20 protein-coding genes are annotated in these 21,739 nt (G+C 60.2%); 8 read left to right on the forward strand and 12 right to left on the reverse strand.

Annotated elements, in window-relative coordinates; translation table 11 throughout:
- Positions 1-42: 42 nt before the first annotated feature.
- The 7 genes from L0U83_RS26110 to L0U83_RS26140 are packed head-to-tail and all read right to left on the reverse strand — an operon-like array spanning position 43 to position 8,922.
- Entirely contained in the window at positions 43-702 is a 660-nt protein-coding gene (locus L0U83_RS26110; RefSeq protein ID WP_233887056.1) for an SRPBCC family protein, read from the reverse strand.
- Positions 690-2,255, reverse strand: a complete 1,566-nt coding sequence (locus tag L0U83_RS26115; protein WP_233887057.1) for an alpha/beta fold hydrolase — start codon at positions 2,253-2,255, stop codon at positions 690-692. The genes L0U83_RS26110 and L0U83_RS26115 overlap by 13 nt, the downstream gene beginning before the upstream one ends.
- 14 nt (positions 2,256-2,269) lie before the next feature.
- Entirely contained in the window at positions 2,270-3,517 is a 1,248-nt protein-coding gene (locus L0U83_RS26120) for a CaiB/BaiF CoA transferase family protein (RefSeq protein ID WP_233887058.1), read from the reverse strand.
- 5 nt (positions 3,518-3,522) lie between these two features.
- Complete coding sequence (locus L0U83_RS26125; RefSeq protein WP_233887059.1) at positions 3,523-6,468, reverse strand: molybdopterin-dependent oxidoreductase; 2,946 nt, start codon at positions 6,466-6,468, stop codon at positions 3,523-3,525.
- 7 nt (positions 6,469-6,475) lie between these two features.
- Positions 6,476-7,342: an FAD binding domain-containing protein gene (locus tag L0U83_RS26130; protein WP_233887060.1), complete on the reverse strand. Its 867-nt coding sequence runs from the start codon at positions 7,340-7,342 to the stop codon at positions 6,476-6,478.
- Positions 7,343-7,345: 3 nt separating this feature from the next.
- The gene (locus L0U83_RS26135; RefSeq protein WP_233887061.1) at positions 7,346-8,515 is read right to left on the reverse strand and encodes a thiolase family protein; all 1,170 of its coding nucleotides are present in this window, start codon (positions 8,513-8,515) and stop codon (positions 7,346-7,348) included.
- On the reverse strand, positions 8,512-8,922 hold the full coding sequence (locus L0U83_RS26140) for a Zn-ribbon domain-containing OB-fold protein (RefSeq protein ID WP_233887062.1): 411 nt from the start codon (positions 8,920-8,922) through the stop codon (positions 8,512-8,514). The genes L0U83_RS26135 and L0U83_RS26140 overlap by 4 nt, the downstream gene beginning before the upstream one ends.
- A gap of 278 nt (positions 8,923-9,200) precedes the next feature.
- On the opposite strand from L0U83_RS26140, the gene L0U83_RS26145 reads away from it, so the two are divergent.
- Positions 9,201-9,872 carry a TetR/AcrR family transcriptional regulator gene (locus tag L0U83_RS26145; RefSeq protein WP_233887890.1) on the forward strand — a complete coding sequence of 224 codons (672 nt, stop codon included), beginning with the start codon at positions 9,201-9,203 and terminating at the stop codon, positions 9,870-9,872.
- A 160-nt stretch (positions 9,873-10,032) separates the two neighbouring features.
- On the opposite strand, the gene L0U83_RS26150 is transcribed toward L0U83_RS26145, so the two are convergent.
- Positions 10,033-10,533 (reverse strand): MmyB family transcriptional regulator, encoded by a 501-nt coding sequence (locus tag L0U83_RS26150; protein ID WP_233887063.1) that lies wholly within the window; start codon positions 10,531-10,533, stop codon positions 10,033-10,035.
- Between the two features lie 208 nt (positions 10,534-10,741).
- Here L0U83_RS26150 and L0U83_RS26155 point away from each other — a divergent pair, with 208 nt between their 5' ends.
- The 3 genes from L0U83_RS26155 (at position 10,742) to L0U83_RS26165 (ending at position 12,465) form a co-directional block, all read left to right on the forward strand.
- Positions 10,742-11,290 (forward strand): carboxymuconolactone decarboxylase family protein, encoded by a 549-nt coding sequence (locus L0U83_RS26155; RefSeq protein WP_233887064.1) that lies wholly within the window; start codon positions 10,742-10,744, stop codon positions 11,288-11,290.
- Between the two features lie 190 nt (positions 11,291-11,480).
- On the forward strand, positions 11,481-12,218 hold the full coding sequence (locus L0U83_RS26160) for a DJ-1/PfpI family protein (protein WP_233887065.1): 738 nt from the start codon (positions 11,481-11,483) through the stop codon (positions 12,216-12,218).
- Between the two features lie 58 nt (positions 12,219-12,276).
- On the forward strand, positions 12,277-12,465 hold the full coding sequence (locus L0U83_RS26165; protein WP_233887066.1) for a hypothetical protein: 189 nt from the start codon (positions 12,277-12,279) through the stop codon (positions 12,463-12,465).
- A gap of 201 nt (positions 12,466-12,666) precedes the next feature.
- Here the strand turns inward: L0U83_RS26165 and L0U83_RS26170 are convergent, their stop codons facing one another.
- The gene (locus L0U83_RS26170; RefSeq protein WP_233887067.1) at positions 12,667-14,163 is read right to left on the reverse strand and encodes a peptide MFS transporter; all 1,497 of its coding nucleotides are present in this window, start codon (positions 14,161-14,163) and stop codon (positions 12,667-12,669) included.
- 335 nt (positions 14,164-14,498) lie between these two features.
- Here L0U83_RS26170 and L0U83_RS26175 point away from each other — a divergent pair, with 335 nt between their 5' ends.
- Complete coding sequence (locus L0U83_RS26175; RefSeq protein WP_233887068.1) at positions 14,499-15,074, forward strand: helix-turn-helix domain-containing protein; 576 nt, start codon at positions 14,499-14,501, stop codon at positions 15,072-15,074.
- 191 nt (positions 15,075-15,265) lie between these two features.
- On the forward strand, positions 15,266-16,432 hold the full coding sequence (locus L0U83_RS26180; protein WP_267939514.1) for a porin: 1,167 nt from the start codon (positions 15,266-15,268) through the stop codon (positions 16,430-16,432).
- 253 nt (positions 16,433-16,685) lie between these two features.
- Here L0U83_RS26180 and L0U83_RS26185 read toward each other — a convergent pair whose 3' ends face one another.
- Positions 16,686-17,435, reverse strand: coding sequence for an SAM hydrolase/SAM-dependent halogenase family protein (locus L0U83_RS26185; protein WP_233887070.1), 750 nt, complete (start codon positions 17,433-17,435; stop codon positions 16,686-16,688).
- Between the two features lie 3 nt (positions 17,436-17,438).
- On the opposite strand from L0U83_RS26185, the gene L0U83_RS26190 reads away from it, so the two are divergent.
- Positions 17,439-17,786 (forward strand): hypothetical protein, encoded by a 348-nt coding sequence (locus L0U83_RS26190; protein WP_233887071.1) that lies wholly within the window; start codon positions 17,439-17,441, stop codon positions 17,784-17,786.
- A 32-nt stretch (positions 17,787-17,818) separates the two neighbouring features.
- Here the strand turns inward: L0U83_RS26190 and L0U83_RS26195 are convergent, their stop codons facing one another.
- Entirely contained in the window at positions 17,819-19,033 is a 1,215-nt protein-coding gene (locus tag L0U83_RS26195) for a dienelactone hydrolase family protein (protein WP_233887072.1), read from the reverse strand.
- A 204-nt stretch (positions 19,034-19,237) separates the two neighbouring features.
- On the opposite strand from L0U83_RS26195, the gene L0U83_RS26200 reads away from it, so the two are divergent.
- On the forward strand, positions 19,238-20,095 hold the full coding sequence (locus tag L0U83_RS26200) for an MBL fold metallo-hydrolase (protein ID WP_233887073.1): 858 nt from the start codon (positions 19,238-19,240) through the stop codon (positions 20,093-20,095).
- A 222-nt stretch (positions 20,096-20,317) separates the two neighbouring features.
- Here L0U83_RS26200 and pntB read toward each other — a convergent pair whose 3' ends face one another.
- Positions 20,318-21,733 (reverse strand): Re/Si-specific NAD(P)(+) transhydrogenase subunit beta, encoded by a 1,416-nt coding sequence (gene pntB, locus L0U83_RS26205; RefSeq protein ID WP_233887074.1) that lies wholly within the window; start codon positions 21,731-21,733, stop codon positions 20,318-20,320.
- Positions 21,734-21,739: the final 6 nt, after the last annotated feature.

Genomic DNA, 21,739 nt, shown 5'->3' on the forward strand with positions numbered 1-21,739 from the left:
CAATTTAATAAGCATTTGCAGACGCTTTGACGCTATCGAGGGCTATGAGGAATGCAGCCTGACGAACCACTGCCTGCATTTCGAGGTCAGCGTTCTCCACAATATTCCGAGCACGGAGATCTCGTTCGTTGAGTCCGCAGCTTTGTCGCGACGGCGTTTCACCACCAAGGGGTGCCCTTCTCCAGGGGATTCTGAAGCGGACGAATCTGCGTCGACTCGATACGCCTCAGTCGCTGCAGCCGGATGATCTGCGAGTTTCCCCTGCAAATTAGCCGCGAATTGACGCACCATCTGTTCCGCTACGGCATTTATGATGCCGACCCCGCGTCCATACTGCGCGACCTGCCCTGCCATCTGTACAGCGGTGCGAACGTCGACCTGTGTGCCGCCGGCGTCGCTGAGTCGAGCAAGAGAAAACGTGGTCTCCGTCGTGGCCGATCCGCGGTTCCTCGTTTCCTGCCATGTGGCTTTGACGGTCGCCGTATACCCGTCTGTTGACGATGCACTCAAAGTGACCGTGCCGGCGAATTCCATCGCAATTGGACCCAGCTTGACGCGAATCCGCCCTTTATACGAATCTTCACCAAGGGTATCGGTGAGCGTCGCACCCGGAAAGCAGGATACGACCAACGGCACATCGAGTAATGCCTTCCAGGCGTTCTCGATAGTCGAGTCGACCGAAAAGTGATTTACGATTTCCATACTTCTCCTCCCTCTTCCGTGTATTTTTCAAACAGGTCGAGTAGAACCTCGGCGTACGCATCCGGCGTATCCACACATGCGAGATGTGCGGCAGCGCTCAGCGTTCGTTCCGCCGCGCCGCGGATTCCTTGCGTCAACTTCGCGGATACGGCTCTCGGCACGCTCCTGTCGAGTTCGGCGTTCAGCACAAGCGTTGGAACATCGATCTCGCGCAAGAAACCAGAAACGTCATCCGTGGCGATGGCGTGCGATATTTCCAGGTATTCCTTTGAAGACATGGCCGCTATCTGCTGGGTAAGTCTTTCCCGCTTCGGGTACGCCGTGTCCCTGTGCAGTGTCTGCTCCACGTACATGCGCGCAAACAGATGCATCGGCAGCTTTTTCAACATCCCGTCGATCGCGGCCAGCCGCTTTTCCACTGCCGGTCCCGAAACGCCCGTGTAAGCGCTCGACAAGACCATGACCGCAACGCGTTGACCCAATTTTGCGGCAACGCGTACCGCAGTCAGTCCTCCCATTGAAATGCCCACCAGGCCGAAAGCATCGAGACCGATGGCTTCCGCCACGGCGACGACATCGTTGGCGACTGCGTCCGCATTCCACGGACTTCGCTTCGTCGAGTCGCCGTGACCTCGGGCATCTATCGCGACGACCCTATATTTCGCGGTCAATGCGGGCAAAATGTCGTCCCACAGCGCGCTTGACGTACCGAGACTGTGCAGCAAGATAACCGCAGGCCCGTTGCCAACGTCGACATAGGCGATCCGTTCGCGGTCGACGGTCAGAAACCGCTTGACGTGGGAGGAAGCGAACGGCGCTGTCACCTCGAGGCGCGCCGCAATGGAATCCGCCAGCGTATCGGCGGCGAGCGTGGCGAGGTCCGGCGAACGCAGACCAGGCGATTCGCGCAGAAACGTTTTAACGCCACGTAGCGCCTGAGGAGCCCGGCTGTTCATGAAGGCGACGAAATCGTCGAGTGCTCTGTCCAGTTCCCAGGGAGCGACAACTTCGCCGACAATCCCAAGTTCGAGTGCGGCTGTCGCGTCGACAGGCCGGCCCGTAAGAACGAGGCGCGAAATCGCCTTGATATGGACACGCTCGATGAGCGCGGACATCAGCAGTGCGGGAGCAAACTGTTTCTCGAGTTCATTGGCCTCGAACCGGCTACGCGTGTCGGCGACGGCATAGTCGCTCGCCACAACGATTGCGCAGCCCATACCCGAAGCGAGCCCTTTGACGAAGCAGGCGACCGGTACCGCACTCGAACGGATGGCCTCGTAGAGGGCGAGAATTGGCGCCGCCCCTCGTTCCTTGATTGCGGGGCGTGGATCTTCCGTTGGCAAAGGCGCCGGCAATGGCGATGCGGCGCGCCCTGCGCAGAAATTCTCGCCCGCTCCGGATAGCACGATCGCCACGGTGCTCTCGGGAGGGTCGCTGATCACCTGAGTCAGCGCCCGGATCATAGCGTCATCCAACTCGTTCCTGCCATCAGCACTGTTCAAAGCGATATGAAATACATTGCCCGTCATCTTCAGCAGAAGATTTTCATGCATTCCGATCTCCTGGTTTATCGCGACTTCACGCCGGGTGATGGCATGCCCGGTACGAACTGCCGAACGACGCCCTGGTTCTGGAGTGTCCTCAGTTCATCAGCATCAAGGCCGACGTACTCGCCAAGCACGACGTTGGTGTGTTCCCCAAGATGAGGTGGGTAGCTCGCATCGGCATACCCCTGAACATCAAACTTGATTGGATTGCCGGGCACGCGCACATGCGATCCCGCTCGACTACGAAGCTCGGCGAGCATGTCTCGATGCACGACCTGAGGGGCATTCAGTGCTTGATCAACTGTCTTGACCAGAGCGGCCGGAATCGACGCTGAATTCAGCAAATCGAGCCAACGCTGCGCCGGTTCGTCACGGAAGCGCGTCTCCAGTATTTCCCATAGCGCCACCTTGTTCGCGAGCCGTTCAGCCGGCCCCTTGAATCGCGGATCGAGCACCAGATGGGGCAACCCGACCGCCTTGCACAGGTCCGCCCACATGCGTTCCGTGTTGGCGGTCACGACCAGTGAAACGCCGTCGCCACATTCGAACGAGCGATAGGTCGGTATCGAATCGTGACCTCGTCCCTGCTGTTCCGGCACTTCGCCCGACAGCAGATAATAGGCACCTTGATAACAAAGCATCGCGATCTGCGCATCGAGCATCGACACATCGACGAACCGCCCTTCGCCTGAGGTTTGGCGCTGGACCAGCGCGGCCAGGATGCCCATCACGCCGTACATGCCGGCCGCCAGGTCGCCGATTGGAATGCCAGCGCGAACGGGCGCCCTGCCAGGCTCGCCGGTCAGACTCATGCCACCCGACATCGCCTGCACGATCATGTCGTAAGCGGGTAGGTCCCTGTCCGGGCCGGTCTGTCCGAACCCGCTGATGCTGCAGTAGACGAGCCTTGGATTGCGCGCGCGAAGCTCCGCCTGACCGAGTCCGAGCCGCTCCATGACACCCGGGCGATTGTTTTCTACGAGGACATCAGATTGCGCCGCCAACTCCCGAACGAGTTCGACGCCCTTCTCCGTCTTGAGGTCAATCACGACACTCTTCTTGTTGCGATTGACTGCGAGATAGTAGGCGCTATCCCCCTCTACGAAATGGGGAGGCACACCGCGTGAGAGTTCGCCCCCCGGCGGCTCGATCTTGATGATCTCAGCACCGAGGTCGCCGAGGATTTGTGTACCGAAAGGGCCCGAGAGGAACTGCGTGAGGTCCAGAACCCTCACACCGCTCAGCGGACCAGTGTTACCAGAGTCCATATTCGTTATCCAACAAGTTCTTCGTTCGAGATGTGCCGTGCGTCGACGTCGCTGTATGCGCCAGCGGCATGCAGACGATCAAAGATCATTTCAGGAAGCACGGGTGATTCGTCAAAATGAATTGACCAACGGCTCAGCGCATCCTCAATGGCACTGACGATCGCTGCGGATGCAGGAATCGTCCCGCCCTCTCCGGCCCCTTTGACACCAAGAGGATTGTTCGGCGAAGGGGAAACAAGATGCGCCATCGCGATGCGAGATGGCATGTCGAGTGCGGTAGGCAGCAGAAACTCGGCGAAATTCGTCGCAAGCGGCTGGGCATTCTCATCGTAGCCGTGGCGCTCGAGCAGCGTATTTCCGATCCCATGGGAAATGGCGCCAATCACTTGACCCTCGACGAGCATCGGATTGATCACGGTCCCGCAATCGTGTGCAACGCCATAGCGCAAGACCTTTACATAGCCAGTCCCGATATCCACCTCGACTTCCGCGAATGCCGTTCCGTTGGCGTAGACGCTCGCTTTCGGGGAAAAATAATGCGTGACGGTCATGCCCGCATCCAGCCCGTCAGGTAGCGTGAACCCAGCTATTCCATAAGAGATTCGAGCGATTTGGCCAAGCGGCAACGCCCTTTCCGGCTGGCCTCGCACGCATACCGCGCCACGTGCGATCTCGATCTGATCCGGTGGAACACGAAGAGCGTTCGCGGCGAGCGCCCTGATTTTTCCAGCGAGCTTGCCGCATGCGATGTGAACGGCATTTCCAGCGTTGACGGTGATCCGGCTCGCGAATGTCCCGATGCCCATTGCGAGCTTGCCCGTATCGCCGACGACTACCGTTATGGCATCCATCTCGACGCCGAGCTGATCGGCAGCGATCTGGGCAAAGATGGTTTTCATTCCTTGCCCTTGCGCGCCGGCGCCGCCGACGTCCAGGTGTATGCGTCCGTCGTTTTGCAACGTGACTTCCGCCCCTTCATATGGGCCGAGGCCGCAACCCTCGACATAGTTGGCAAAGCCAATCCCGAGATACCGTTGCTGCGCGTGCGCGTCCTCCTGACGGGCACGAAATGCGTCCAGACCGGCAAGCTCGACGGCCTCTTCCTGGGTCTTCGGATAGTCGCCGGAGTCATACACCATCGGGGAACCGTCGCGGAATATCAGGCCAGTTTTGTACGGCAGTTGGTCCGGCTGCACGAAATTTCGGCGTCGAATTTCCAGACGGGCGAGGCCGAGCTGGTCGGCTGCCGCGTCGAGCATCCGCTCCATCGCGAATACCGCTTTGGGCCGCCCCGCGCCGCGCACCGGCGTGGTGGGGACCATGTTCGTGGAAGCCACCTTCAACTTCACGTCGAATGCCGGTATGACGTACGGGCCTAGCGACGAGGTCACCGCGATGATCGGCACGACGATGCCCCACGGCACGTACGCACCGTTATCGTGGACCACGGAGCCGCGCACACCGAGGATCTTTCCGTCCTTGTCAAGCGCCATCTCCAGATCCCACAACTGGTCGCGCTCCTGAGTAATGCACAGGAAGTGCTCACGCCGATCTTCGGTCCACTTGACCGGCACACCCAGCTTGAGCGCCGCCGAAGCCACGACAAACTCTTCCGGATACGCGATACCCTTCGGACCGAAAGCCCCCCCGACATCCGGCATGATGACCCGGATCTTCGCTTCGTCGTAGCCGAGCGCCTGCGCGAGAAGACGTCTCTCGAGATGCGGTGCCTGGCCTGAATTCCAGACGGTCAGATCACCGGTACCGCGATCGAGCCGCGCAAGCGTCGCGCGGCACTCCATCGGATGCGCAGTTCCGCGATGATGGAATATCTCGCGCTTGACCACATGCGCTGCGCGCGCGAAGGCCGAGTCGACTTCGCCGAAAGCAAACGGCATGTTGAGGAGGAGGTTTGTCGGAACGTCGCTGTGAGCCCGTGGCGCATCCGGTTCGAATATCGTCCGGATGTTGCTGGCGACGGGCAGAACTTCGTACTCGATCTGCACCAGGTTAGCGGCGTCCTCGGCGATGTACCGGCTTTCTGCAATGACGACGGCGACCGCCTCGCCGACGTAGCACACTTCCTCCGCGGCCAACGGCGACCACATGCGCGGCTCGTCCAGCATCTGAGTCGGTGCCAGGACCGGCAATGGCCGCCGGTGGGCTTCATCCAGGTCAGCATATGTCCAGACATGCTGTACCCCCGGGACAGCCTTTGCTGCTTCCGTATCGACGTGCTTGATGCGGGCGTGCGCGTGCGACGATCGCACGAAACAGCAATGCAATGTTCCGGGGAGGTGGATATCGTCGACGAACTGCCCCTCGCCCTTGAGCAGCGCGGGGTCTTCGGTTCGCTTGACGGGTCTGCCGACATACCGTGCACCAACGGTCGGAGCCGCGTCGGGCTCGCTGTTTTTTGAGTGTGAGTCGACCAGTCCGAAAACGGGATCGGGTTCGCCGCGCATTCGGGCGGCCGCGAGCAACGCCGCTTCGACAATGGCCTGATAGCCAGTACAGCGGCAGATATTCCCGCTGACCGCATCGCGAACTTCGGCCTCGGACGGGTTGGGGTTGGCTCGCAGAAACTCGGTTAGCGTGGTCAGCATGCCTGGGGTGCAGTATCCGCACTGCAATGCATGGCGATCCTGAAAGGCCTGCTGCAGGACACCGAGCGAGCCGTCGGCATTCGCCAGCCCCTCTACAGTTGTGACCTGCCTCCCGTCGACCTGACCACAAAGCTGCAGGCAGGAACGCATGGAACGTCCATCCACCAGTACCGTGCATGCCCCGCAAACGCCATGCTCACAGCCATAATGCGTGCCTGTCTTGCCAAGCTGGTGACGAAGAAAATCGCCGAGCGTCACTCTGGGGTCAATGTCGCAGTTCAGCGCCTGGCCGTTCAGTTCGAAGGCAATCTTTGTTGGTTCGACGAATTCGATTCTCTGATTCATGCTGCCCTCAGCTTGCGTTCAATGCGCGGGCGAACGCGCGCACCAGCGCACGCTCGGTCACCGTGCACGCGAGACGTTTCCGGTATGCAGCACTAGCACTCGTGTCGCTAAGTGCATCAATCCAGCTTGCTCGGCTGGCGGCTGTCTTTGCCAGATCGGCGCTGGGCTGCTGTCCCTCCAGGACGTCGGCAAACTGGAGACGACATGGTTTGCCACCCATCCCACACAGCACCGCGTCGGCATGCGTGATCGCGTGATTGACGTCGACCGAAACCATGACCGCGGCGCCGACGATCGCGAAGTCCCCATGTCTGCGTGCGAATTCCTCGAACGCGTATCCGTGCGGCTCATTCCAGATACGAAGGCGAATCTGCGTCACCATTTCGTCCGGCTCGATCGAGGTAGTCATGAAGCCGAGGGCGAATTCATCGAACGGGATGCGCCGCTCTCCCCGCGGTCCCACGGCGACGATGGTCGCATTGAAGATTTCGGCCAGAGCGGGCTGCTCCGAGGCCGGATCGAGGTTGCAGACGCTGCCGACAAACGTACCCCGATTTCGCGTCTGAATGTGACCGACCAATCGATACGCCTCGACCATCAGCGGCGCGTATTGATGAATCAAAGGAGATTGCTCGAGATCCCGCTGACGAACCAACGCGCCGACACAGACCTCGTCGTCTTCCAACGTTATCTGATTGAGACCAGGTATCGCGTTCACATCGACCACGTGATCCACATACGCGTAGCGCATGGCCAGCATCGGCATCAGCGTCTGTCCGCCAGCGACGATGCGTGCGTTGTCCAGCGTGGCAAGTAGCTCAACGGCACGCGCGACGCTTTCTGGACGGTGCCAGGTAAAGGGTGCTGATTTCATTTCTCATCTTCCAAGAATGTGTATCGCACACGCGCCGTGATCGAAGCCATAGGTGCCTCCACCGGTGATGTGCGCCAGCCCGATTCGGGGACCGCCCGGCTTGTCTCGCGCGACCTGTCGCGCGCCGCAGCGACCCTGCAACTGACGTGTTATTTCGACGATCTGCGCGATCCCTGACGCTCCGAGCGGATGGCCCCTGCAGAGCAGACCGCCGGACGGGTTGAACGGAATCCGTCCGGTAAGCGACGTTTCGCCGTCTCTGATCAAACGCGCCCCGTCTCCGTGCGCTGCAAATCCAAGTGCTTCGTAGTACAGCAGTTCGGCGATGGTGAAAGCATCGTGGCATTCGACGAGATCGATGTCGGAAGGACCGAGACCGCAAGACTCGTAAGTTTCGTTCGCACAACGCACTGTCACCTCGGGCGTCGTCATGTCGCGCGCGCCCTGCATGTAACGCCCCGATGTCAGATGGGACGCGAGAATCTTCACCGCCCCTGGCTTTGCCTCAGGGAGGTTGGAGGCGGCAAGGACCACCGCCGAAGCACCATCGCCAAGCGGACAGCACTGATGCAACGTCAGCGGCGATGCCACCGTGCGGCAGCCGAGCACTTCGTCGACCGAGGTTGTGCTGCGAATCTGTGCGTAGGGGTTGAGCGCGCCATTCGCCCTGGCCTTGACGGCTATGAGCGCGAGATCACGAGGCGACAAATCGAATTCATGCATGTATCGTTGTGCGCGCATCGCGTACAGAGCGGGCATTGTCAATCCGTTCGCCGCCTCGACATCCTCATCGCCCAGGTCAAGTGGCCCGCCTCCGAGACGAGTCAATTGCTCTACCCCAACCACGACTGCACAATCCACCGCGCCTGCGGCAATCGCAAGATAGGCGTGCCGAAACGCGCTAGCCGATGACGAGCATGCGTTCTCGAAATTTGCCGCTTCGATACCGGTCAGGCCCGTCTCCCGTGCAATACGTTGGGCGGCCAGCGGACCGCCGGATACCGTTCCACAGTAAAGCGCACCGATGCGTCGACGATCGATTCCGGCTTCATCCAGCGCTTCGATGACCGCCGGTGCGGCGAGTTGGGAGAGACTCACTTCCGGGAAACGTCCAAAACGGATCATGCCCGTTCCAACGACGTTCACACTCCGAAGACCGTTCGTCATGCTCATGAATTGGCCTGCCCGGAAATCTCGCCGGGTGCAGTAAAGAAGTAAATGAAGCGACTCGCTTGTTGATTTGCCGGCTCCACTCGCAATTCGAGCTGCTGCCCTGGCTGGACAACGCCAGCCGCCATTTCAATGCGCCCGAAAACCCGCAGGCCATCACTCAGGTCCACGTACCCGACGGTGTAGGGCGTGTCGACGCCCTTTGGCCCCATATGCACGACGCTGTAGCAGTAGAGCGTGCCGATCGCCGGCAACGGCGCCGCAATGAAGCCACGACCGCCGCATTGCGGGCACACGGTGAGCACGGGATAGATCGGCGCTTCGCAGTCGGCGCACTTCGCCCCGAGCAAGGACCAGCCATCCCGCCCTCTTACAACTGAGGCTGTGCCTAAGTGTCTGAAACCGTTCACGTTGACTCTCATTCCTGTACGAAATCTATGGTGTAGTGTGTATTACACTATACCTTTCGCTGACGACGAGAAAGGTAGGGAAAACCCCTGCGCCCTGGCGAATTTTGCCAACGCCGGGCAGAATGCCTTGCAGACCGAACCTCAGCAGGCGGCCCGGGACTCGACCCGGGAAATGCATCGGATGTTGCATGCCCGTCCGGGTGACACACGGATACGCTGCCTCGATACAAGCTGTAAATCGTAGAACCGCAGGACAGTTTTGGAGCTGATAAGTGGAAATGGCGAAGGCAGGAAGGAAGAAGCCCCTCTCGAGGACAGAGAACCGCTCGACGGACGGCGTAGAGGGGTATCAGCAGCGCGTCAGCAGGGAAAAGCGCAAGCTGATACTCGAGGTCGCAATCACAACGTTTCTGCAAAGCGGATACGACGCGGCCACGATGGATTCCATCGGCGATCGCGCGGCAGTGTCATATGCGACTCTGTACAAACATTTTCCCAGCAAGGAAACCCTGTTCGTTGAAGCGGTGGACCATCTGATCCATGAGCTATTTTCACGCTGGAAGGACCACCCCGTGCCCCCAGAGGTCGAACCGGGCCTACGCGAAATTGGCCGCGCATACTGCGAGCTCGTTTCGGATACTCGATTGATTGCCACAATGCGCCTGATCATTGGCGAAGTGCGAACTTTTCCCGACATGGGCTCCCGCTTTCAACTTGCAAAGCATCTATTCAGCGATATTACGGATGCCTGGTTGCAAAAGCGGATTGACGAAGGAAAGCTGCGTATTGCCGCCGTGCCACTTGCGCGCGCAGAGTTTATTGGCATGCTGGGTGAAACCCTGTTCTATCCTCGCTTGACGCAAATTGATTACGCCATATCTGATGAGCAGGCGGAAAAGATCGTCGAGAGCGCGGTTTCCACTTTTCTAGGGCGATACCGAGTGCAATGAGTCGCTGGGCGGTTATCGGAATGTATTCCCAAAGGCGGCTTACGCTGGAGGGCGCTGAACGCATACGGTCGGACACGAAGAGCCGTTCGCGGGAACTGCGGGTTCGCCATCTAAAGCGCCCTGGATTGGACGTCAGTGACCAGCTTTCCTCGTTCCTGTGCTACGCAAATAACGCCAGATGACGCGCCTCCGTTTCGTCGTCTGCCGGAACCAGACACCTCATCCGCAGATCCTGAGCCGCCACACTTCGAGGTGCGCCAACCGTGGTGATCATCACAAAATAATTCAGAACCGCCCCGTCCTTGACAAATCCTATTGGAGCCATCGGTAAATTGGACGTCGAATCCGCTACGCGCTGCGCTTTCCACTCGGGTCGCACGTCAGGATAGGCTAATACGGCGTCAAGAAGCTGCTGCATCTGCCTGTCAGCACCATGTCCGGTGGCTTCCCGATACACACGCTGGATCAGGTGTTGCGCAACCCTCTCCCAGTCGATTACATGGGGTTGCATGCCATTCGGCGCTAACATCAGGTGCAAGATATTGCGGGGTTCCGTACACGCCTGCACGTCAAAAAATCGATCAAACACCTGATTCGCCATCAGCACATTCCAGTATCGATCCATAATGACGGCCGGAAATGGCTCCTGCTGACGCAGCATGCGCCTGAGCACATTCGGTGATAAGGCGAACCTCACACGCCGAATCGTTCTATCAGGCCCAGCCTTCATGGCTGGCTGCCATGTTTCCGCTGTAGCGCATGCTTTTTTATTACATGCGATGTAATTGGCGGGGCCCCGGTGTATCACTACTCTTCACTTGTCGTGTGATCACCCCTTGGCGCACGCATTCACCTCTCAAGGAAATATCATGGCTAACTTCCCCGTTTATACGCTCGAGTCGGCACCGGAGGGCTCAAAGCCGGCACTTAAGGGCCTCGCTGAAGCATTCGGCATGGTTCCCAACATTGCCGGTGCCATCGCCGGGTCGCCGAAACTGATCAACGGCCTGGTCGGCGTATTCCAGCAGGCTCACGGCGGTAGCTTCACGGAAGCTCAGGTGCAGACCCTGCTGCTGACGAATGCAGTCACCAACGGTTGCACCTGGGCGGTCGCCTTCCACTCCGCCCTCTCACTCAAGGAAGGGCTCAACGAAGCCGACGTGCAGGCCATCCGGGCCCGTCGTCTGCCGCAAGATCGAAAACTCGCAGCACTCTCGCATCTCGCACGCACGCTAATCGATAAGCGTGGCCGTCTCGACGATCAGGACATCGCGTCATTCACCGCCGCCGGTTTCGACCAGGCTCTGGTCCTCGAAGTCATCCTGGTCGTAGCCGCGTCGACCATGACGAACTACGCAGGCAGCGTTGCCAACCCACCGCTCGAAGAGATGTTTCAGGAATACGCGTGGCAGGCGTAAGGTCGATGCAGTGATTCGCCAGTAAGGGTTAGTAGTCAATCGACCAGTTTCTCTAGACGCCAAGACCCTTTTATCCCCTTTCCCGACCGGGAAAGGGGTCTTTTAGTTACTTGACAGTCAAGGGTAAGGAATATCGACTGCGCTGCGCACCGGTCACCCTTGTCTTTCCGGCTTGTAAAAGGAGATCGTCATGAGCATTCCTCTGGACGTTCATTTGAAAATTGGCGGGATTATTTTCCCAAACATGGATCAATGCGATTTCACCGGGCCATTCGAGGCACTGGCTCGCGTGCCGAATTCGTCGTTTATCACGCTCTGGAAGGACAAGAACCCTGTTCGCGACCTTGCCGGCATGCAGTTGCTTGCCGATACGACGTTCGAAGAGGCACCGCAGCTTGACGTTCTCCTGGTACCGGGCGGACATGGGCAGGAGGCATTGATGCACGACGAAATAGTTCTGTCGTTCATCCGCAATCAGGCAGCAGGCGCACGCTACGTGTATTCGGTATGTACCGGCTCACTGCTCTGCGGCGCCGCCGGCTTGTTACACGGTAAGCATGCCACTACACACTGGACGGCGATGGACGTCCTCCCGCTGTATGGCGCGATTCCAAGTGGCGAGCGTGTAGTGATCGACGGCCGGTTCATTAGTGCAGGTGGGGTGACGTCGGGAATCGACGGCTCGTTAATCGTGGTCTCGTTGCTGCGAGGCGAGACGGTCGCCCAGGAACTGCAACTCTACATGGCCTATGACCCGCAGCCGCCGTTCCGCTCCGGCTCTCCTGAAACAGCGCCTGCGGACATCGTTGCGACGGTGAGCGAACGTGCTCGAACCATTACGGAGAAGCGCCTGTCTACCGGGCGGTTGTACCAGGCTTCACTGGAAAAGACGCATAACTTGTCGAATACAGCGGGAGGCGGCCTCTAATGGCTGGAAAAGCAACCTGCGGATTGCCCGGCCGCGATCTGTAAGTTGGAGAACATAAGTGGACGATCTTCTAAGCAAGACTCTCTATCATCCCCTGATTGCCGCGGCCACAATCTACCTCACTGAGGTCATGGTTAGTGTTGACTCGAGCATTGGTGGCGCACTCGTCATCGTGGCGGGTGGCCTTGCGTTACAACTCTTTCGCAGCTTCATGCGATACAAGTGCTACGTCAGTGAGGCGTGGTGACGGGTTTTGTACAGCGGCACGTCGGCTTTTTTCGACCTCGATTGGCGAACGGCAGGCAGGCTCATCACTTTGCGGCTGCCCTTGGTCCCCAGGAGATTCTCGCGGCGGGACGTCGCCGTCTGACAGTTGGAGTCCCCGTCCTTCCCGCGCCTTGCGCGGCAGCCGCAGGCTGAGGACGGGGAGGACGTCAACGAGCCGCGGTCACTCGACCGCGTAATGACCCGCGGTTTGCTCGCCCGCGCGCTGATGCGCGCGTGAGAGGCGGCCCATCACCGGAAGCAGCAGGATCGCCAGCAAGGCGCCTACTGCCGCGAGCCAGCCGAGACCGTCGAAGAGACGCGTATAGAGCGGCAGCGACTCTATGGGATCGAGATTACCCGCTGGCATCTTCGCGAAGTTCGCGACCACGCTACCCAGATACTGGGAAACGCCTGTGGCCACGAAGTACGCGCCCATCATGAAACCACCCATGCGCGCAGGCACGTAGCGCGCGATCATCGCGAGTCCGAGGCCGCTCACGAGTAGTTCGCCAAGCGAGTAGAGGCCGTAGCCCGCCACCATGAACCACGACGACACGCGGCCGTTCACTGCGTAATGGCCGCTCGCCGCGTAGACGAAGAAGCCCGCTGCCACCACGACGAAGCCAAGCGCGTATTTAGCCGCAACGGGCACGTCGCTGCCACGTCGCGCGAGGCTCGAATAGATCGTCGCGAGCACCGGGCTCATGATCATGATCCAGATGGGATTGAGCGCCTGGAACTGCGCCGCACTCCAGCTAAAGAGCTCGATGCCGAACAGTCGGAAGTTCGGGTCAACGTTGCGCACCGCGAAGAGTGTGAGCGACGTGGACATCTGCTGGTAAAACACAAAGAACAGGATGACTTGCAGCGTGAGGATCAGCGCGGCCACGAGACCAGCGCGCTCCTGGCGTTCGCAGGTGCGCAGCATGTACGCGAAGATCGCGAGAATCGCTGCGCCGGCCGTGTACACACACATTACCGCGAGTTGCTTGTGCTGCAGCACGAAGAGCGTCGCCGCGCCAAGCGCGATGCCGCCAGCAATCACCGCCGCGAGACGGCGCCATTGCACCGGCATCGCGTCGGGCGCGGAGCCGATGTGCGCGAGCGTGCGTTGCATGAGGAAGAAGTTCGCGATGCCGAGCAGCATTCCCGCGCTGCACACGGCGAACGCGGCGTGCCAGCCCCAGTGATCCTTGATCCACGGCGTGAGCAGCATCGACACTGTCGAGCCGATATTAACCGCCATGTAGTAGATCGTGAACGCGGCGTCGATGCGCGCTTCGTCTCCTTCATAGATGCGGCGCACGAGATTAGCGGCGTTGGACTTGAAAAGCCCGTTACCCACCACGATTACGCCGAGCGACGCATACATGTGCGAGAGTCGGTCGTCGGGCAGGGCAAGCATAACGTAGCCCGCAAATAGCACGATGGCGCCGAGTACCATTGAGCGGCGTGCGCCCAGTACCTGGTCGCCGATCCAGCCACCGATCGAAGGCGACGCATACACAAGCGCGGTGAACGCGCCCCAGGTGAGCGTGGCGTGCTCGTCGGTGAAGCCGAGTCGCTCGACCATGAAGAGAACCAGAAGTGCGGCCATGCCGTAATAGCCGAAGCGCTCCCACATCTCAATCAGAAATACCGTCGAGAACGATTTCGTCCTGGAAACCGATAAATTCATTGTGACCTCAATACGCTGCGATGATGACGATGACACGCGGATGCGTGTAAAGCGGGCAGTGACATGTGTCTGATGCTGCGCCGCATGCATGGGCGCTTGTGGCGCCGCCAGAGTGCATGTCTCCTCCTTTCTGTGGGTTTGTGGATCGCACGAACCCAAGGTTTACAATTTCATTCTTCTCGAGCGTGCCGAGTGGCGGATCCCGTTGGCCCACTGGAGTGGGCCTGACGCGCACCGCTTTGGTGCCAGACGCGACGTGACGTTGTAGATCGCAAGCGTATCAAACGATATTTACTTCCATCAAACAAATTTTGACGACAAAAAACGTTCCTGATATGGTTTCTACATCTGGCAAGCACGACCCTACGGCGGTGGCGCTCGGCGAAAAGATTCGTGCACTGCGTCAGCGGCTCGGACAGACGCTCGACCAGACGGCAACGGTGGCCGGTATTTCCAAGCCGTTTCTGTCCCAGGTGGAGCGGGGTCATGCGTCGCCGTCCCTGACTTCACTCTCGGGCATTGCGAAGGCGCTGGGCGTCACGGTGCAGTATTTCGTCGAGACGCCGTCGGAGGAGCGCTCGGTCAAGCGCGGCAGCAAGCTGGAGTTCTTCGGCTTCGCGGATTCGGCGAACCTGTTCGCGCGACTCACGAACACCGCAGGCGGGCGGCAGCTCGAATCGATACTCGTGCGTCTGCCGAAGGGCGTAAAGCGCTCGGAAGTCACGACGCACGCGGGGGAGGAATTCCTCTACGTGATCGAGGGCGAGGTCACGCTGGAGCTGGAGGGTAAGCCGTTCGTGTTGCAGGCGGGCGATTCAGCCCACTACCAGTCGACGGTGCCACATGGCTGGAGTAACGAAGGCAACAAGGAGGCCGTCGTGGTCTGGGTAGGGACTCCACGACTGTTTTAACGGAAAGAGGCCAGGCGCGGTACAACCGACTGGCCTCCATGTTTTTAATAAAATTAGGACGACAAATTGAAAGACGACCATTCCCGAACACACCAATCGCCGCACATGTCGCATCGGGTGTGAGCGCTGCGTCAGGGCCGCGCGCTGTCCCCCCTTCCAGTCAAAAACAAGTCTTTGTCACTGAAATACAGATGAAAAACAACAAGTTCAAAGCCAGCGTTGTCGCTATTGCTGCTATCGCAGCGTCCCCGGCAGCCATGGCTCAGTCGTCAGTCACCCTGTACGGCATGCTTGACGCGGGTATCAGCTACACCTCGAACGTCAATGGCCACTCGTTGGTCAGCCTCGTTGGCGGTGCCTCAGGTTCGAACAAGTGGGGCCTCCAGGGTCAGGAAGACCTCGGCGGCGGACTCAAGGCAGTCTTCAAGCTCGAAAATGGTTTCAACATTGCTACCGGTGGCATCGGCGGCCAGGGCCCCATCGGCTCCTCGCGCTCGCTCTTCAACCGCCAGGCTTTCGTCGGCCTCGCGTCGGAGCAGTACGGTACCCTGCGTATGGGTCGCCAGATCGACGCCGTGACGGAAATGGTTCAGGGCCTGACGGGCGACGCCATTTCGGCGTCGACATTCTCGACCCCGGGCGACGTGGACAACAACGACAACACGACGAACCAGAACAACGCGGTGAAGTACATTTCGCCGATTTTCCACGGCTTCCAGGCTGAAGGCGCGTACTCGTTTGGCGGCGTCGCTGGCGCCATGGGTTCGGGTCAATCGTGGTCGGTGGCTGCGGATTACGTTCAAGGCGGTCTGACGGTCGCCGGCGGCTACTTCAAGGCTGTGAACCAGGGTGAGAACGGCTGGCAGAACGCGACGGCACAACCGTCGTTCGGCGGCGCGCTGGGCTATCCGAGTTCGGGCTACTACGGTGGCAACGCGTTCAAGAGCGCGGGCATCGCGCAAGTCGCTGGCCAGTATCAGTTTGGTCCGTACACGGCAGGCCTGCGCTACTCGAACGCCCAGTACCAGGGCAACGATGGCCAGGAGTCGATTCACTTCAACGTGATTGGTGGCCTTCTGCAGTACCAGGCATCTCCGGCGCTGTCGCTGGCGGCCGGCTACACGTACGTCTACGGTTCGGAAGCCACGCCTGCGCAAGCCGCTCAGGGCCGCACGATGGCGTCGATCAACCAGGTGTCGCTGGGTGCGACGTACGCGCTGTCGAAGCTCACTTCGGTCTACGCTATGGGTGCCTACGTCCATGCTCAGGGCGCTCAGGCTTCGGCCGCTGACTTCGGTAACACCGCGTCGGGCGGCAACCAGGTTCAAGCCAACATTGGCATGTACCACCGCTTCTAATCGCAGGTTCACGGGGTAGTGAACACATTACACCCCGACCAGGAAAAGCCCCGCTAGTGAATTGCACCCCAAGAGGTGGACATTGCTCCAATCTTTGGGGTGCCGTTCATGAACCGTTTGGGGTTTCTGGACACGTTGCGGTGATAGTGTCTGGCGTTTCATGAGCCTTCGGCCGCAGGCCGAAGGTTGTACTGGCGGCCAAACTCGGCCGGGGTTAAATCGTTAGGAGCCCTGTGAGGCCGGGTCTCAGGCGCTATGTTGCCGATTCACCGCCCCCGATCACATGGACGGGATCTCCGACGCTTATGCCAAGCTGCAACGCGGCACTGCCGCGATTCACGGCGATCTCCACGAGCCCGATCGAGTTCTCGTACCAGAAGGCTTGACCGGCCATCGCATCGGAAAAAACCCGTGCATATTCGACATCGGCATCTGCGATACCCAGCCGTGCGTTCCTCGGCACGTTTCCGGCTCGCAACCCCGTCAGTGCATTGCCGTAGTGATCGACGTATATGACCTCGGCGAGATCGCCCGCATCCAGTTGCACGCGCAAGCCTCTCCTTTCAACGAGCTTGTCGGGAGGCAACTCTCCGCGGCTTACCCATGCTGCTATCGGAGCGAACAGGTCGCGACCATGAAATGAGGCGGAAAGCGCGGCGGGACGCCATTTAATCCGCCAGGCCCGGGTACGCGCCGCGCGCGCCGCCACGATCGAGAGCAATCCATTGTCCGGCCCGACGAACCACTGCCCGTCGGCTTGCAGCACGACGGCATCCCGCTCGCTACCCACGCCGGGATCAACCACTGCCAGGAAGACACAGTCCGGCGGATACCACCGCGCAAGCGCCGCGAGTAGATGCGCGCCTGCCTGCGAATCGTAGTTCGGGGCAGTATGCAGTACATCGATAATGGGGGTGCCGGCTGCCGCGTGCTGCAGCAAGGCGACCCTTACCTGTCCGACATAGATGTCGTCGGCCCCAAAATCGGTAAAGAGTGCGAGCATCGCATGGCCTCCTTGCAGTCCTCGGCCGCCTCGTCAGCCCGTGTTCATGGCATCGCGATGGTGTGTAACCGCCATGCGCGTGGCCACTGTCCCGTTCTGGCCGCGGCAAGCCTGGCGAAGCACGCCTTGCACGGGACAAGTGCCGATTGTAAAGCGTCGCAGTATCTGGCGACGCACCGATCTAACCTGACCAACCGCAATATCAATACGCGCTTCACGATCGGCGGCATGGAGGTGGGTATTGCTGCGATCGGGAAGAACTTGCTGGGCAAGCGCGAGTTGGAACTGATCCAGGGTCTGGCCAATCATCTAACCGATCTCAAGCGAGTAGTAGCAACGACGGGCAGATGAATCATTCACCTGACCGGTGCCGCCGGGGCGAATCACTGTGATGATCGCTCGCTCCAGACCACAGTGTCATCCACCGCATAGAGCTTGCAGGGATCGCTGCTCCGATTCTGACAATTCGCCACTGCGACAGCCATCGGGTTATCGCCACCTTCCGCCCAGGACCATGCGCCCGAGTCTGACACGGCGAACGCACGGCTCGGAAGTTGTTGCAGGAAGGTTCTATACGCACGGCGGCCAGCCTCGTCTATGAACGGCACAGCATCGACTGAGTCGATCGCCGCATAGCCAGTTGCTTCTGGTTTGACCGGATCCGCAACGCGGTACTTGATCCCGGTCGGCATTCCAGCCCGCGCAAGAAACGCTTTGACGGGTGGCCACCATATACGCACACCGTCGCGATCTTCGGGAAGGCAATGGGAGTCGTGTTTGTAGACGCCAACGTCAACCATGTGCGCGCTCGCGCCATTAGCGGTGTAGGTGGCGAACATCTTCGGGATCAACCGAGCCGGCCAGATCGAATCGTTGGCGCCGTACAGCCATAGCGAAGGCACTCGCGCGTGTTCGCCATACGCGCCATACGCACGCGTCAAATCGCCTTGCCAGTCAGTGCATGCGTCCTGCCTGAGGCCGCCCGAAAAATTGATAAGTGCTCGCACACCGGGGGCAGCATTGGCACCGTATGCGATCGTCGCGAGCCCACCGTGCGAGACCCCGGCCACCACAATATGTTGTGCGTCTACGTATGGCTGCCTCGACATGAAATCGACCGTCGCTGCGATATCTGCAGCCTGTTCCCATCCGTTGCTCAAGATGTCGCAACCATGCTGTGCATATGCGCCGCCCGAATGCGCGAAGCCGCGCCGGTTCGGCGCGACGACCACGTAACCTCGACGGACAAATTCACGTGCGAGCGACAGCGGGTCGCTTCGTGACTGCTCGTGCGGATCGCCCCGGTTCTTGCCGTGATTGAAGACAACCATTGGGAATGGTCCAGGGCCGTCCGGCTTGTAAATCGACGTCTCCAGCAAAACCTTGCCGGATGCATCGGCTGGTATCCAGATGATTTCTTTGTCAAGGCTAGCGGTAGGCAGGAAGGTGTCGCTGCGTTCGGCGCGCGTAACCAGTGGATCAGGATTTGGGCGGCCAGCACTGGCCGGCTGCTGGGCGTCAGCGGACTGCGCGAAAAGCGCCGGGCATGTACAGGCGAGCGCCATCGCCCATACCATATGAACTTTCCAGAATCGCATCTGCTACGCCTGCCGTGACGAATAATCGAGCCAGCTCCGCCTGCCACGGTGTTCGCAATAACTGTTCCCACGAGGATCGGCGGCGCCGTGTACGGGTCGATTGATTGTCCGGCGCTCTAGTCGCGTCCGGCTGCGCAGGGTGCCTGATAGTTCTATCATGGTGAATCGTGAGGTCGCCATGACTTATCGGAACTTGAGCGTCGAATGAAACCGCCACGCAATACCGACTCCGCCCCAGGGGAGTGGTACATCGACACAGCGTGCATCAATTGCGGTGCATCGCGTCACGTCGCGCCTGAGTTGATTGTCGAACGAAACGACAAGAGTGTCTTCGTTCGGCAGCCCTTCACGCCAGAAGAGCAGCTTGCTGCCTGGCGTGCGGTCCTCGTATGTCCGACGGCATCGGTGCGCAGCGAAACGAAGCAGCCCCGCCCGAACGCCACGATCTTTCCGCAGCAGATCACATCCGGTGTGTGGCGCTGCGGATTCAACTCGCGGTCGTCGTTTGGCGCACATTCTTATTTTGCGAAGCGTCCGGACGGCAATCTGCTCATCGACTCACCGCGCTATGCGGCGGAACTCGTGAAATGGTTTGACGACGCCGGTGGCATTGCACACATCCTTTTGTCGCATCGTGACGACGTTGCAGACGCCGACAAATACGCACGTCAATTCGGCGCGCGCGTCTGGATTCACCAGGCGGACAGGTCGGCTGCCCCCTATGCTACGGATCTGCTCGACGCCGGCTCAGCACCGAGCATTGCGGCCGGCGTCCGCGCAATCCCGATGCCCGGGCACACTCGGGGTAGCGTCGTATACCTGGTCGATGATCGCGTGCTCTTCGCGGGTGATTCGCTCGCCTGGAGCCCACGCGAGCGCGACCTCGTCGCGTTCAGGGACGCGTGCTGGTACTCATGGACGAAGCTCACCGATTCACTCGGCAAGCTGGCCGCGTATCGTTTCGAATGGCTGCTTCCGGGTCACGGTTGGCCCACGCACTTGCCAGCCGAGCAAATGAGTGCTCGCTTGCTAGCGTTGGTTGAACGCATGCGAAGTGATTGAAGTCGCTGGAATCCCTCTTGCCGGTCTCGCGCAAGCATCTCTTCGTGATTTTTAATCCCGCCCACGTCTGCAAGTTCGGAGACACGCGACGAATACACCGCACGCCGATCCGCTCCTTCCGGGCGCACCTCGACAATGGCATTGTCGAGGTGCGCCCGGCTGAGCGCCATGATCTTCTCCGATGCGCTTCGCTGTTCTTCAGCGAGTCCCGCTTCGCCGCGTTCAGGCTTTCAACACCCCGAAGATCTCACTCAACATCGTCTTCGCGTCGCCGAACAGCATGCGATTGTTCTCTTTGTAGAAGAGCGGGTTGTCGACGCCGGCATAACCCGAGGCCATGCTGCGTTTCATCACGATCGAGGTTCTGGCCTTCCAGACCTCCAGCACCGGCATGCCGGCGATCGGGCTCGCCGGGTCCTCCTGCGCCGCCGGATTCACGATGTCGTTCGCGCCGATCACCATCGACACGTCCGCCTCCGGGAAATCCGTGTTGATCTCGTCCATCTCAAGCACGATGTCATACGGCACCTTCGCTTCGGCCAGCAGCACGTTCATGTGGCCCGGCATGCGGCCCGCCACCGGGTGGATCGCGAAGCGTACGTCCACGCCCTTCTCGCGCAGCAGCTTCGTGAGTTCGAAGACCGTGTGCTGGGCCTGCGCCACCGCCATGCCATAGCCTGGCACGATGATCACGCTCTTCGCCTCGCGCAGCAGTTCGGCGGTTTCGGCGGAGCTCACCGCCACCACCTCGCCGGCAGCTTGCTGCGCGCCGCCGCCCGCCGGCGCCGACACGCCGCTGCCGGTACCGAAGCCACCGGCAATCACGCTGATGAAGTTGCGGTTCATCGCGCGGCACATGATGTACGACAGGATCGCCCCCGACGAGCCCACCAGCGCGCCGATCACGATCAGCAGGTCGTTGCCGAGCATGAAGCCAGTGGCCGCCGCCGCCCAGCCCGAGTAGCTGTTGAGCATCGACACCACCACCGGCATGTCGGCGCCACCAATCGCCATCACCATGTGCACACCGAACAGCAGCGAAACCGCCGTCATCACGACGAGCGGCATCATGCCGTCCTGAATCGTCTCTGCATGCTGGAACGCGTGGCCGTAGTAGATCACGATCAGTAGCGCGGCCAGGTTCAGCCAGTGTCGTGCCGGCAGCAGCAGCGGTTTGCCGCCGATCTTGCCCGACAGCTTGCCGAACGCAATGACCGATCCCGCGAACGTCACCGCACCGATCAGGATACCTACATAAATCTCGACCTCGTGGATGGCCTTTTCGGCGCCGGTGAATTGCACCGACGTATCGATGTAGCTGGCGAAGCCCACCAGGCAGGCCGCCAGACCAACCAGGCTGTGCATAAGCGCGACCAGTTCAGGCATCTGCGTCATCTGCACTTTCTTCGCGGCGAACAGGCCAACGGCGCCGCCGACGACCAGCGCAGCGACAACATACGGAATGCCTTCGGCCGACACGCGCGGACCGAGCACCGTGGCGAGCACCGCGATGAGCATGCCGATCATGCCGAGCAGGTTGCCGCGGCGCGCGGTCTCGGGATTGGCCAGGCCGCCAAGGCTCAGGATGAAGAGAATCGCCGCGCCGATATAGGAGACGGTAGTCAGGTTGGAAGTCATTGTTGT

The sequence above is a fragment of the Paraburkholderia flagellata genome (assembly GCF_021390645.1).
GTDB lineage: Bacteria > Pseudomonadota > Gammaproteobacteria > Burkholderiales > Burkholderiaceae > Paraburkholderia > Paraburkholderia flagellata.